The organism is Paenibacillus sp. FSL H8-0457, from assembly GCF_038051935.1.
GTDB lineage: Bacteria > Bacillota > Bacilli > Paenibacillales > Paenibacillaceae > Paenibacillus_AQ > Paenibacillus_AQ lautus_A.
In genome coordinates this window covers 5185374-5199954 of record NZ_CP150293.1, presented here as the reverse complement: position 1 = coordinate 5199954, position 14581 = coordinate 5185374, and the positions used below count along the sequence as shown (strand labels likewise).

Genomic DNA, 14581 nt, shown 5'->3' with positions numbered 1-14581 from the left:
ACATATGAGCCATCATACGACTTCCGTAGACATGATGAGGCACAGCGTGGTGCTGGCCCGTGCGGAGCATTGGGTGATGCACTCGAGGGGCGGGCGCCGCTATCGAATCATTACGGCACAGCCGACGGGACCGGCCCCGCCGTCCGGATATCCGGTCATCTATTTACTGGACGGCAACAGCGTGTTTCACACGATGGTCGAGATGCTGCGCCTGCAGTGCCACAGGCCGGACAAAACCGGGATATTGCCGGCAGTTGTTGTAGGCATCGGTTACGAGACGGAGGGGCAGTATGCTTCGGACCGGTTCTATGATTACACGCCCTATCCAAACACGAAGTTCAGGAACAAGCTGGACGGGGATTCCGTGCCGGAGCAGGGGGGAGCGGCTGAGTTTCTGCAATTCATCGAGGAGGAGCTGAAACCGCAGATCGAGGGCGAGTTCAACATTGACCGGCATCGCCAGACGATATTCGGCCATTCCCTCGGCGGGCTGTTCACGCTTTATGCCATGTTCAGCAAACCGCAGGCTTTCTCGTGTTACATCGCCGGCAGCCCTTCTATTCACTGGAATTCGGAGTGTTTACGCGAGCTGGAGCAGCGCTATGCCGATCAGGTCAAGGAAAAACCTTATCCTGTTCGGCTGCTGCTTGGCGCAGGAGAGCTCGAAAGGCCCCACGTCACCGGCAATTGCATCCGCTCATCTGAGCTCGCCGAACGTCTGGCTGTTCTGTCCGAGTACGGCATGCATGCCGAATTCAAGGAGTTTGAGGGGGAAGGGCATCTATCCGTGCTGCCAGTCCTCATCAGCAGAGCATTACGGTTTGCCCTTCACCCTGAACACGAAGGAGGTGATCACCATGGAGAGCACAGGCATTAGAGGGAAAGTAGCGCTCGTGACCGGTGCCGCCCAAGGAATAGGCGAAGCGGTGGCACGTGCCCTTGCCCGGCAAGGAGCCGTTGTAGCGGCCTGCGACCGGAAGGAGGCCGAGCTGCTCCGCCTTGCGGCCGACCTATCCGGCTCAGGCGTTCATGCCGCGGCTTACAAGGCGGATGTGAGCCGCAGTGCCGAGGTTGAAGCGATGGTCGAACGGGTTGAGGATGAGCTCGGACCGATCGAGATTCTCGTCAACGTAGCGGGAGTGCTGCGGGTCGGTGGGGTCGAGTCGCTTACCGACGAGGATTGGCAGGCCCACTTCAACGTCAATACCCACGGCGTATTCTACACGTCACGCTCCGTCGTGCGACGCATGGCGAGCCGACATTCCGGAGCTATCGTGACGGTAGGCTCGAATGCGTCCAAGGTTCCGCGGTCGCAGATGTCGGCCTATGCCGCCTCCAAAGCAGCGTCCACGATGTTTACGAAATGCCTGGGGCTCGAATATGCCCGCCATCATATCCGCTGTAACGTGGTTTCCCCCGGCTCTACGGATACCGAAATGCAGCGTTTGTTATGGCAGGATGATCATGGTGCAAGGTCCATTATCGAGGGGGCGCCTGACTCCTTCCGCCTCGGCATACCGCTTGGCAAAATCGCGCTCCCTTCGGACATTGCGGATGCGGTCGTTTTCCTTGTATCCGACCGGGCCGGGCACATGACGATGCAGGACGTATGCGTGGATGGCGGCGCGACGTTGGGATGCTGAGCATTTACGGGTTTTCATGCTTGATGATTTTCTAAATTCAATATACTAGGTAGGCTCATAAGCAGAGAGGAGACTGAAATGTTACACTATGATGCTCCAACCGCAGCGGAGGCTGCGCAACTTATGGAACAATACCAGGTCGGTTCGTCTTTCTTCTTCTCATCCCCTCGCAAGACGCTGTTAACGCATGGAGAGTACTCAAGACTGCCGGTTCCCTCGGGGACCGGGCACAGAACGCTGCCGGAACGCGTCCGTGAATTGCTGGAATTCGCAAAGCAAGCGGGACGGCGGGATGCCGTTGTTGTTGGCGCCATACCTTTTGACATTCAAAAACCGGCCAGTCTGTTTATTCCGCTTTCGGCCCAGTGGCACGATTCCCTTCTATTCTCTGAAGGCAAGGATCCGGAAATGCCCCGAACTTCCAGTTACAACGTGCTTTCCGTTCCGGAGCCGACGGCGTTCAAGGAAGGCGTGAACCGGCTGCTGGACCTCATTTCTCAAAAGAAACTCCATAAAGCGGTGCTTTCCCGCACGCTGGATATCACGCTTCCTCATGCCCTGTCCATTCCACAGATATTGACTCATTTAGCGTATCACCACTCCCATGGCTACACGTTTGCCGTACCGTTGGCACCCGAATTGTCCCACACTTCAAGCCCGGATGCCGTTGCATCCACCCGGACGCTGTTTGGCGCAAGCCCCGAACTCTTAATTACGAAGAAAGGTTCGCGAATCAAAGGAAATCCATTGGCGGGTTCTGCGGCACGAAGCGCCGATCCCGCTGAAGATCGGCGGCGGGCGGCAGCCCTGCTGTCATCCGCCAAAGACCGATATGAGCATGCCATCGTAATCGATGCCGTGGCATCGGCCTTGCAGCCTTATTGCAGCAAGCTGGAGGTTCCCGCCGAACCTTCGCTCGTACAGACCAAAGCCATGTGGCATCTATCCACCGAAATCAATGGCGTCCTGAAGGATGAATCGGTAACGTCATTGGAGCTTGCCCTGGCCATGCATCCGACGCCGGCAATCTGCGGCACGCCGACCGATGCGGCCCGGGATGCCATACAAGAGATCGAGCCGTTCGATCGCGGCTTCTACTCGGGAGCCGTCGGTTGGTCGGATGCCAACGGGGATGGCGAGTGGGCGGTGACGATTCGCTGCGCAGAAACGGAAGGAACCTTATTGCGGGTGTTCGCAGGCGCAGGAATCGTGACCGGTTCCATAGCGGAGGCGGAGCTGGCCGAGACTTCGGCCAAATTCCGCACGATTCTGGCCGCGATGGGTTTGAATGAACAACAAACAACGATGTTGGAGGAGGAATGAGGAATGTTGGCAGGTTGTAAGGTTTGGCCGGAGGAATTTGCCGCCCGCTACCGGGAGGCAGGCTGCTGGCAGGGCGAAACCTTTGGAGAGCTCTTGCGTAAACGGGCTGCAGCGCATGGGGAACGGGTTGCGGTCGTGTGCGGCGACCGGCACATAAGCTACGCCGAACTGGACAACCGGGTGGATCGATTGGCCGCGGGATTTCTTAAGCTCGGCATTAAGGCACAGGAACGGGTTATCGTTCAGCTGCCGAACATCGCTTCATTTTTCGATACGATATTCGCGCTGTTCCGCATAGGGGCGCTTCCCGTCTTCGCTCTGCCCGTTCACCGCCGGAACGAAATCGTATATCTATGCGGCTTTAGCGAAGCCGCCGCGTATATCATTCCCGATATGGAATCGGGCTTCGACTATCGCGACCTGGCGGCTCAGGTTCAGGCAGCGGTCCCTTCCCTCCGCCATGTCATCGTAGCCGGCGACCCGGGTCCGGGGGCGTTCGTATCCCTGGACGATTTGTACCTCGATGATTTGGAGTGCTCTTCGCACGGATCAGACGCGGAAGGCCCTAATCCCGGTGATGTCGCGTTTCTCCAGCTGTCGGGCGGGACGACCGGACTGCCGAAGCTCATTCCGCGCACGCATGACGACTATATCTACAGCTTGCGCATGAGCGCCGAAATCTGCTCGCTGGATAAGGATAGCGTTTATTTGGCGGTACTTCCCGTCGCGCATAATTTCCCGCTCAGCTCGCCGGGCGTGCTGGGGACGCTGTATGCCGGAGGCAGGGTTGTTCTTGCCCGGTCAGCGAGTCCGGATGCGGCATTTCCGCTGATCGCCTCCGAAGGCGTCACGATAACGGCGGTCGTTCCGCCCCTGGCCCTGATTTGGCTTGAATCGGCACCATCCCGTTCCGAAGACCTCTCCAATCTGCAGGTGCTGCAGGTAGGCGGGGCCAAATTCAGTGCGGAGGCGGCCAAACGCGTGCAAACGGTGCTGGGATGCAAGCTGCAGCAAGTGTACGGGATGGCGGAAGGCTTGGTGAACTATACCCGGCTGGATGATCCCGAAGACATAACGGTGCATACGCAGGGGCGTCCCATGTCTCCTTACGATGAAGTGAGGCTGGTCGATGAGGATGATGTCGAGGTAGCCCCCGGCGAAGTCGGGGAATTGCTGACACGGGGGCCTTATACGATTCGCGGCTACTATAAAGCGGACAAGCATAACGAGAAGGCTTTTACCACGGACGGCTTCTATCGCACGGGTGACCTTGCCAGCATGACGCCTTCAGGTTATCTGGTGATCCAAGGCCGTTCCAAGGATCAAATTAACCGCGGGGGCGACAAGGTTGCGGCCGAAGAGGTAGAGAACCATCTGCTTGCCCATCCCAGCGTGCACGATGCTGCCGTGGTCGCGATGCCGGACGAGTATCTGGGCGAGCGGACCTGCGCCTTCGTTATCGTTCATCATGGCGCGGTTAGCGGCAATGAGCTGAAGGCGTTTCTCAGAAATAGAGGGCTCGCTGCGTACAAAATCCCGGATCGGGTGGAATTTATGGATTCCTTCCCCCACACGGGTGTCGGCAAAGTAAGCAAAAAGCAGCTGCGGGAGCTCGCGGCTCAGAATCAGGACGCACGGCTGAAACTTTCCAAATAACATCGAAATGAGGAGATATGGATGGCACTTCCTAAGATTTTACCTTATCCCATGCCAGGGGAGACCGACCTGCCCAAGAACAAGGTAGCATGGACGGCGGATCCGAACCGTGCCGTGCTGCTCATCCACGATATGCAGCAATATTTCATCGACGCGTTCACGCCTGATCAATCGCCGGTCGTGGAACTGATCGCCCATATTCAGAAGCTGCGTTCCTGCTGCGCGGAGCTAGGCATTCCCGTGATCTATTCGGCCCAGCCCGGGGGTCAGGCACCGGAGCAGCGCGGCCTGCTGCAGGATTTCTGGGGATCCGGCATCAACGACGGTCCATACCAGAAAAAGTTCGTGGATGCGGTAGCGCCGTCGGAACGGGATATGCTGTTGACCAAATGGAGGTACAGCGCCTTTCAGAAGACCGATCTGCATGAAATCATGCGCGAGCTAGGCCGCGACCAGTTGATGATCTGCGGGATCTATGCTCACATCGGCTGTCTGTTGACCGCCGGCGAAGCTTTCATGAAAGACATACAGCCGTTCTTCATTGCGGATGCCCTTGCGGATTTCTCGTTAGAGAAGCACCGTCTGGCACTTGTGTATGCAGCGGAACGCTGCGCCGTTACGCTGACCACGGAACGACTGATCGCTTCGCTGACTCCAGCGCGTCACCCCGTCTCGGGTCGTTCCGAAGCTCCAACCGGAGAGGGAAGACCCGCAGATGCTGTGGAGGAGCAATCGCCGCTCACGCTGCAGACGTTGCGAGAGAACGTAGCGGAATTGCTGCAGGAACGGCCGTCGAGCATCGGCGAGGATGACCATTTGATTGAATACTGGGGACTGGATTCCATTCGCATCATGAGTTTGGCCGAGCGCTTCCGGCGCGAGGGCTTGGATATCAGCTTTGTGGAGTTGGCCGAGCAGCCGACACTGGCGGGCTGGTGGGGATTGCTGTCGGACAAGCAGAACGTGCGGGTGTCACCGCCCAATTATGATTACTATACGGTGTAAAAGGAGGGAATTCGTATGCTTGAGCAAAAGAGGGAGCGCTGGTCCCTGTCCGGAGCGCAGTTGGGGATATGGTATGCCCAGCAGCTGGACCCCGACAATCCGATATTCAACACGGCGGAATGCATTGAGATTCGAGGACCTGTAGATCCGGTTCTCTTCGAGAAGGCCTTGCGCCAGGTGGTGGGGGAGGCCGATGCCCTGTTTGCCCGCTTCGGCGAAGATGCGGACGGTCCTTGGCAGTCGATCGATCCGTCTTCTGACTGGCCTCTACATGTGATGGATGTCAGCGGGAAGGAGAATCCTCATCTTGCTGCCCAAAGCTGGATGGAGCATGACCTTGCCCAAGCTATCGATCTAAGCCGAGGACCGCTGTTTACGGAGGCGCTGCTCAAGCTCGCCGCCGATCGCTACTATTGGTACCAACGCATTCATCATATCGCGATCGATGGATTCGGCGTATCGCTTCTGCTGCAAAAAGTTTCCGAGGTCTACACGGACTTAACGGGCGGGATCACATCCGGCATAGGCGCGTTCGGCAGGTTCCGGACGATTCTGGAAGAAGATGCGTCATACCGCATGTCGCAACAGCTCGACTCGGACCGCCAATTCTGGCTGCAGCGCTTTGCCGATGAGCCGGAGGTGGTCAGCTTAGGGGGACAGGCACAGCGTTCGGCGCGGAGCTTCCTGCGCCGTTCGGCGCAGCTTCCGGCATCTACAATGCAACGCTTGCAGGCGGCAGCGCAAGCTGCAGGGACAAGCTGGCCGGATGTGATTGCGGCTGCTGCGGCTCTATTTGTCCATCGTATAACAAGCGCCGAGGAGGTTGTGCTTGGATTGCCGGTGATGTGCCGCTTAGGCTCGTCATCCATCCGCATTCCGGGCATGGTCATGAATTTGCTGCCGTTCCGGGTGCGCGTCAGGCCCGATATGACCCTGATCGATCTGCTGCGGCAGGTCGCACGGGAGAATCGCGAAATCAAGCGGCATCAGCGCTACAGGCATCAGGACATCCGGCGTGATCTCAAGCTGCTTGCGGACAACCGCAGGTTATTCGGACCGCTCGTGAATGTGATGCCTTTCGCGGAAGAATTGAATGTTGGCGGTTTCCGAGGCAGCGTCCGTAATCTTGCGTCCGGTCCCGTGGATGATTTGACGATGAACGTGTACGGCGGATTGGGCGGGCACGGGCTGAGAATCGACATGGATGCCAATCCGCTGATTTACGGCGCAGATGAGTTAGAGTCCCATTTACAACGCTATTTGTATCTGCTGGACAGCCTTGCTGAAGCGGAGCCGAATGATCCCGTCGGGGGCTTGGACTATATTTTGCCGGACGAACGCGAGAAGGTGCTCGTTCAGTGGAACGATACGACCCGCGCCTTGCCGCAGCTCAGCGTGCCGCAATTATTCGAGGAGCAGGCTGCGCGTACGCCGCAGGCGGAAGCGGTCATATGCGAAGGGTTATCCCTTTGTTACGAGGACTTGAACAGGCGGGCGAATCGCCTGGCTCGCTTGCTGATTGCCCGGGAAATAGGGCCTGAGCGAATCGTTGCCCTGTCGCTGCCACGGTCGGTGGATATGCTTGTTGCCATCCTCGCCGTGCATAAGGCCGGGGCGGCATACTTACCATTGGATCCGGACTATCCGGATGATCGGATCGCTTATATGCTTGCCGATGCCAACCCGGCATGCTTGATAACGACCCGGCAGCTGTCTGAACATTTCGCGGCTGTCATGGAAGATAAGGACGTAATCCTGTTGGATGCCGCGGCTACCCTTCAGCGATTGGAGCAGCAGGCCTTTCATAATCCTGTCGATGCTGATCGCGTACGTCCGCTGCTGCCGCTTCACCCGTCCTACGTTATTTATACTTCCGGATCAACCGGCCGACCCAAGGGGGTCATGCTCACGTTCGAAGGCCTAGCCAATCTGCTGTCGGATATGCGCGAGCGTTTGGGCATCGGGGAGTGGGACCGCTGGCTGTCGGTCACCACGATGTCATTCGATATCTCGGTCATGGAGATGCTGCTGCCCCTGGCATGCGGTTCGACGCTCGACATCGTGATGCGGGATACCATTCTCGACGCAGCGTCGCTCATTCGTCGAATTCGGGAGACGAGGACGACCATCATGCAGGCGACCCCGACGTTATGGCAGTCGATTGTCGCTTGCCGTCCAGGGAAATTTGAGCGGCTTAAAGTCATTACCGGTGGCGAGGCGCTGCCGGTCGGTCTTAAGCTTGCGCTTCAAGACCTGAACTGCGAAGTGAACAATCAATATGGACCGACGGAGACAACGATATATTCGACGGCGGCAAAACTCGATCAAGCACCAGAAAAGCCATCCATCGGAGGACCGGTGTGGAATACGAGACTGTATGTGCTCGATTCTTCGCTCTCACCGGTTCCGCCAGGCGTAACGGGCGAGCTGTATATTGCGGGCTTGGGACTCGGCCGGGGGTATTTGGGAAGACCCGACTTGACGGCGGATCGGTTTGTCGCGGATCCTTACGGTCCCCCGGGCTCCCGGATGTACCGAACAGGCGACCTTGCCCGCTGGCAGGAGAACGGCTGGATCGATTATTTGGGACGCGCCGACCATCAGATCAAGCTGCGCGGCTTCCGGATCGAGACCGGCGAGATCGAGTCCGTGCTTGTGGCACATCCGGCAGTGGAGCAGGCCTTTGTCATGGTTCGCGAGGAACGGATCGGAGATCGCCGGCTTGCGGCATATATCGTTCCGTCGTCAGACTGGCCATATCTCATCGATTCGGCAGATTTACGGAGCTATGCCGCAGAGAAACTGGCCGAGTATATGGTGCCGTCTGTCATCGTACCCCTTGAAGCGCTGCCGCTCACGCCGAACAAGAAAGTGGATCGCAACGCGCTTCCCGTGCCAGATATTCGGCTGGCGGCCGGGCGTATGCCGCGAACGCCGCAAGAGGAGATGCTTTGCACGATTTTTGGCGAGGTGCTGGGCTTGCCGAGGGTTACCATCGACGATGATTTCTTCGAGCTTGGCGGTCATTCCCTGTTAGCCGGCCGGGTCATGGTCCGTATCCGGGAAGCATTCGGCGCAGAGCTCGGCATTGGCAGCCTGTTCGAATCGTCAACGGCCGCGAGTCTCGTTAAGCGGCTCGATCATGCGCAAGCAGCCAGACAGTCCGTGCGTCCCGCGGCAAGATGCGAGCGCTTGCCGTTGTCGTTTGCGCAGCAGCGGTTATGGTTTTTATATCGGTTGGAGGGTCCGAGCCCAACCTATAATATTCCTCTTGTGGCCCGCTTGTCGGGTGACCTCGATCTGGCATCGCTGCGCATGGCACTGAGGGATGTAGTGGCTCGGCATGAGTCGCTGCGCACGGTGTATCCTGAACACGACGGGGCTTCGTATCAGCGCATTTTGGATGCCGAGAGGGCCCGGCCGGAGCTAATGGTAACCGAGATCCGCGAAGCGGAGCTTGCGGATCGATTGGCCGATGCCGTCAGGTACCGTTTCGAGCTTGCAGCAGAAACTTCCCTTCGGGCAGAGCTGTTTAAGCTGGGCGATCGAGAGTTTGTCCTGCTGTTGCTGCTGCATCATATCGCCGGAGACGGCTGGTCGCTTACCCCGTTGACGCGGGATCTAGCGGATGCCTATGCGGCAAGGTGCCTGGGGAGAGAGCCGACATGGACTCCGTTACCGGTACAATATGCGGATTATGCCATGTGGCAGCAGAAGCTGTTTGGCCGCTCGGGCGACGAGAACAGCCTGATTGACCGCCAGCTGGAATATTGGACCGAAGCGCTTTCCGGCTTGCCGGAGCAATTGGAGCTGCCTACCGACTTTCCACGGCCCGCCGTGGCCAGCTATCAGGGCGGCAGCGTGCCGTTTTCGATATCCCGTGAGCTGCATCAGCAGTTGAATGGGCTCGCGCAGAGCAACAGGGCGACTTTATTCATGGTATTTCAGTCCGCGATGGCTGCGCTGTTTACGAAGCTGGGTGCAGGTACGGACATTCCGATCGGTAGCCCCGTATCGGGTCGGAATGACGACAATCTGGATCATTTAATCGGTTTCTTCATCAATACCCTTGTGTTTCGCGTGGATACGTCGAACGACCCGACGTTCGATGAGCTGCTGCGACGGGTGCGGGAAAAGAGCTTGGCAGCCTTCGAGCATCAGGACGTGCCGTTCGAGCGGCTTGTCGAGACGCTGAATCCTCCGCGTTCCCGGGCGAGACATCCACTCTTCCAAGTGATGCTGGTGCTGCAGAACACGCCGGAAACTTCGCTTGAGCTTCCGGGAATCAGCTCGAAGCTCCAGCTGCAAAACGTGGGCACTTCGAAGTTCGACTTAACCTTCGAACTGACCGAGCGGCGGGATCAGAACGGCGAGCCGGACGGAGTGGACGGCTTCATTGAATTCAGCTCAGATTTGTTCGAGCGCGGCACGGCGGAAGCGATGGCGGAACGATACGTGCGCGTATTGGAAAGTGCTGTCATTGAACCAAGTAAAACCATCAGTAAACTGGATGTTCTAACCGTTGATGAACAGGAGGAGATTCGTCGACAATGGAGTGCGCCGCTGCCAGTCACCGAGCAGGCAACTTTGTCCGAGCGGTTTGAAGCGCAGGTCAGCCGCTCGCCTCAATCGGTCGCGATTGTCCATGACGGCCAGTCTATGAGTTATGAGGAGCTGAACGAGCGAGCCAACCGGCTTGCCCATTTCTTGATTGCCTCCGGCGTCGGTACGGAGCAGATCGTAGCTCTCGCACTGCCGCGTTCGGTGGATATGGTCGTCTGCATTCTGGCCGTGCTTAAAGCGGGGGCCGCTTACCTGCCTCTGGATCCGGAGTATCCGGAGGATCGATTGGCTTACATGATGGAGAATGCTTGTCCGGTATGCGTCATGACGAGCGTTCACGTGATGGATCAGCTGCCGAGTTTCGGACAATGGCTGCGCGTTGTCATCGATGGACCTGAAGAGGCTATGCAATGGCAGGGTTATTCCAAGGAGAATCCAAGCGACCGTGAGCGTCTTGGACGGCTTATGCCGAAGAATGCCGCTTATATCATTTATACCTCCGGTTCCACAGGCAAACCGAAGGGCGTGCTGGTGCCGCATCAGAATGTCGTCAGGCTATTCGATTCCACCCGGCATTGGTTCCAGTTTAATGAAACCGATGTATGGACCTTGTTCCATTCGTATGCCTTCGATTTCTCGGTGTGGGAAATATGGGGCCCGCTCTTGTATGGCGGCCGGCTCGTTGTGGTTCCGCATACGGTCAGCCGATCGCCTGAAGAGATGTTAAGCTTGCTGGTCCGGGAAGGCGTGACCGTGTTGAATCAGACGCCGTCGGCGTTCTATCCTTTGATTCAGGCGGATCGGGAGCAGCCGGAGACGGGTCGGAAGTTGTCCCTGAGGTACGTTGTGTTTGGAGGCGAAGCCTTGGAACTTGGCCGGCTTACGGATTGGTATCGGCGCCATGCCGACGATGCCCCGCATCTGATCAACATGTACGGCATAACGGAAACGACCGTGCATGTCAGCTATCTGGAGCTGAACCGAAACCTGGCGCTGCCGGGAGTCGGCAGCCTGATCGGCGAAGCGATTCCGGATCTGCGGGTGTACGTGCTCGATGACAGGCTTCAGCCCGTTCCGTATGGCGTGATCGGGGAAATGTATGTCGCCGGCGCAGGATTGGCGCGCGGGTACTGGGGACGTCCCGACCTTACCGCCGACCGGTTCGTGGCGGACCCATACGGCCCGCCGGGGACAAGAATGTACCGAACCGGCGATTTGGCGAGACGTTTTGCCGACGGCACGCTGGATTATTTGGGACGGTCCGACCATCAGGTGAAAATACGCGGCTTCCGGATCGAGCTTGGCGAAATCGAATCGGTCCTCGTGCGTCATGAGGCACTCTCGCAGGCGGCTGTCATCGTGCGTGAGGATCAGCCCGGAGACCAGCGGCTTGCGGCATATGTCGTCGGCAATCCCGGCGAGTCGCCTTCGGGTACGGAGCTGCGCCGCTATGCCGCTTCGCTGCTTCCTGATTATATGGTTCCATGGGCCTTCGTCATGATGGACAAGCTGCCTCTTACGCCTAACGGAAAGCTGGATCGCAAAGCGCTGCCGGCCCCCGAGATGTCAACGGATGCGGATGGGCGCAATCCGCGAACTCCGCAGGAGGAAGTGTTATGCGAGCTGTTTGCCGAAATCCTCGGCGCCAAGCGGGTCGGCATCGATGACAGCTTTTTCGAGCTCGGCGGTCACTCTTTATTGGCGGTCCGGCTCATCAGCCGGGTTCGCGAAGCGCTCGGCAAAGAATTGAGCATTGCAGCATTATTCGAAGCACCGACGGTAGCGGGGCTAGTCGACAAGCTTGAGATGGGCGGCGGGAACAGCGCGCTGCAGGTCGTGCTTCCGCTTCGGTCGCATGGAGATCAAACCCCGCTGTTCTGCGTGCATCCGGCAGGAGGATTAAGCTGGTGCTACGCTGGTTTAATGAAGCATCTCGGCATGAATTATCCGATTTACGGCTTGCAGGCAAGGGGCATTGCCCATGCTGAGGAGCTGCCGGGATCACTGGAAGAGATGACGGCAGACTACATCGGCCATATCCGCTCCCTACAGCCAGCGGGTCCATATCGGCTGCTCGGCTGGTCCTTGGGCGGCAATGTCGCTCAGTCGATTGCGGTACAGCTGCAGGAAGCGGGTGAGGACATTGAATTGCTCGCCATATTGGATGCTTATCCGAGCCATTATTTGCCGATCAAGGAAAAACCTGATGAAGACGAGGCTTTGACCGCGCTGCTGGCGCTTGGAGGCTTCGACAGGGAGAGCATTGAAGTGGGGCTTGGAGACGCGCCGTTAACCATAACGGCTGCCCTTGAACTGCTGCGTAACGAGAGCAGCGCGCTCTCGTCCCTTGAGGAAGAAACGATCATGAATCTGAAGACGACCTATGAAAATTCGGTTCAACTGCTAAAGGCTTACGTTCCGAAGCGGTTTGAGGGAGATATGTTATTCTTCCACTCCACGATCATCCCGGATTGGTTTGACCCCATCGACCCGGAGATGTGGGAGCCTTACGTAGGCGGCAAAATCGAGCGGCACGATATCGAATGCCGTCATAAGGATTTATGCCAGCCGGGACCTCTGGATGAGATCGGCAAGACTATTCTAAACAAGCTTGAGGTAATGGCATCTAAAACAGAGACAACGAGGGACAGGAGGGAACTGATCTATGACCAATCCTTTTGAGCAAGCCGACGGCAAGTTTCTTGTACTGATGAACCACGAGGGCCAATATTCGCTCTGGCCGGCGTTCGCGGCTATTCCGGCCGGCTGGAACCAGGTTTTGGGACTTGGCACACGGGAGGAATGCGTCGCCTATATCAACGAGAAATGGGTCGATTTACGGCCGCGGAGCTTGTATGCCGATGCGGGGACAATACCGGAACCTGGACCATGAGCCAAGGGCTGAATCCAAAAAAAGTAGTATGCATCGTCTATGTGGCCGCGATGTTTGTGGTTGCCATGGACGCCACCGTGCTGAACGTGGCGCTTCAGACGATCAGCCGGGAGCTTGAAGTGCCCCCTGCGGCTTCAGGCGTGCTGAATGTCGGTTATTTGGTCAGCTTGGCCATCGTTCTGCCGATGGCGGGCTGGCTTGGCGATACATGGGGAACGAAGCGTACGTTTCTCCTGGCACTGGGCCTTTTTACCGGAGCATCCGTATTGTGCAGCTCTGCAGACAGCTTGGCTGCGTTGACGCTTTTTCGCGTAATCCAAGGCATCGGCGGCGGCTTGCTGACCCCGGTCGGCATGGCGATGCTGTTCCGCATGTTCCCGCCGCAGGAGCGCGCGAAAATCTCCCGGGCGCTTATCCTGCCTATCGCGATTGCGCCTGCAATCGGCCCGGTTGTGAGCGGGCTGCTTCTTGAATATTTGACGTGGCGGTGGATCTTCTTCGTGAGCTTGCCGATCGGCATTCCCGCTCTCGTGTTCGGTTTATTCTGGCTGAAGGAGCATCGGGAGCCGGATGCCGGCAAGCTGGACGTGCCGGGCTTGCTGCTGTCCGCGCCGGGTCTTGCCCTGCTGATGTTCGCCTTGAGCCAGGGGCCGCTGCACGGGTGGGACGCCCCGCGGGTATGGGGCGCCGGCCTGGCTGGCATCCTGCTGTTGTCTGCTCTGGTGAAGGTGGAGCTAAGGGCTGCGAAACCGCTGCTGGATTTGCGGCTGCTGGGCAATCGCTTGTTCCGAACGTCAGGTATCATCGCAATGTGTGCATCTGCAGGTCTGCTGGGCATGCTCTACGTATTTCCCTTGATGTATCAGAACGCCCTGCACGTCTCCGCCTTGGATACGGGGCTGACGACGTTTCCCGAAGCCATCGGGCTGATGGTTGCCTCGCAGCTCGTACCCTGGACGTATCCAAGGATGGGCCCTAGGCGAGTGATCATCATGGGATTTGCGGTTACCGCGCTCATTTTTATTATGCTCAGCATGGTGGACGCCGGGACGAATCCGTGGTTTATACGGGCCCTGCTATTTGGCGTCGGCATTTTCCTTGGTCAAACCGTGGGATCCGTTCAGATCGCTGCCTTTGCCACCATCCCGCCTGCTTCGATGGGGCGCGCTTCCACCTGGTTTACGGTGCAGAACAGACTTGGTCCCGCCATCGGGCTGGCTGTTCTATCAGGCATCTTGGCTGCCGTTGGAACGGAGACCGTAAACGCGGCGGGGGAGTTGGGGCCGAATCTGACGGCATATCGAGCAGCATTGCTTGGGGCCGCTGGCTTCCTGCTCATCGGTGCAGGCGCGGCGTTATGGATACGGGATGCCGATGCGGCGTCTACGATTCGCAAACCCGCCACAATACCGGTCAAGGAACAGGCGACTCCAGCCGAGAAATAACCGTGCTAACTATCCGGATGCCAAAGACGAGATCCCCTTGGATTTAGTGGGAA

The 14581-nt window shown here is 58.0% G+C and carries 8 protein-coding genes; all 8 read left to right on the top strand.

The window, feature by feature from the left end; all coding sequences use genetic code 11:
• Window positions 1-4 precede the first annotated feature (4 nt).
• Window positions 5-877, top strand: a complete 873-nt coding sequence (locus MHI43_RS23195; protein ID WP_036660230.1) for an alpha/beta hydrolase-fold protein — start codon at window positions 5-7, stop codon at window positions 875-877.
• Entirely contained in the window at window positions 858-1643 is a 786-nt protein-coding gene (locus MHI43_RS23190; protein ID WP_015736674.1) for a 2,3-dihydro-2,3-dihydroxybenzoate dehydrogenase, read from the top strand. Before MHI43_RS23195 ends, MHI43_RS23190 begins: the two co-directional genes overlap by 20 nt.
• A gap of 78 nt (window positions 1644-1721) precedes the next feature.
• Window positions 1722-2966, top strand: coding sequence for an isochorismate synthase DhbC (dhbC, locus tag MHI43_RS23185; RefSeq protein ID WP_036660232.1), 1245 nt, complete (start codon window positions 1722-1724; stop codon window positions 2964-2966).
• Between the two features lie 3 nt (window positions 2967-2969).
• Window positions 2970-4622: a (2,3-dihydroxybenzoyl)adenylate synthase gene (locus MHI43_RS23180; protein ID WP_015736672.1), complete on the top strand. Its 1653-nt coding sequence runs from the start codon at window positions 2970-2972 to the stop codon at window positions 4620-4622.
• A 21-nt stretch (window positions 4623-4643) separates the two neighbouring features.
• Window positions 4644-5627: an isochorismatase family protein gene (locus tag MHI43_RS23175; protein WP_036660234.1), complete on the top strand. Its 984-nt coding sequence runs from the start codon at window positions 4644-4646 to the stop codon at window positions 5625-5627.
• Between the two features lie 15 nt (window positions 5628-5642).
• Complete coding sequence (locus MHI43_RS23170) at window positions 5643-12872, top strand: non-ribosomal peptide synthetase (RefSeq protein ID WP_036660237.1); 7230 nt, start codon at window positions 5643-5645, stop codon at window positions 12870-12872.
• A complete protein-coding gene (locus MHI43_RS23165) occupies window positions 12856-13083 on the top strand; it encodes an MbtH family protein (protein WP_015736669.1) in 228 nt (75 codons plus the stop codon). The genes MHI43_RS23170 and MHI43_RS23165 overlap by 17 nt, the downstream gene beginning before the upstream one ends.
• Window positions 13080-14528 (top strand): MDR family MFS transporter, encoded by a 1449-nt coding sequence (locus tag MHI43_RS23160; RefSeq protein WP_036660240.1) that lies wholly within the window; start codon window positions 13080-13082, stop codon window positions 14526-14528. The genes MHI43_RS23165 and MHI43_RS23160 overlap by 4 nt, the downstream gene beginning before the upstream one ends.
• Window positions 14529-14581: the final 53 nt, after the last annotated feature.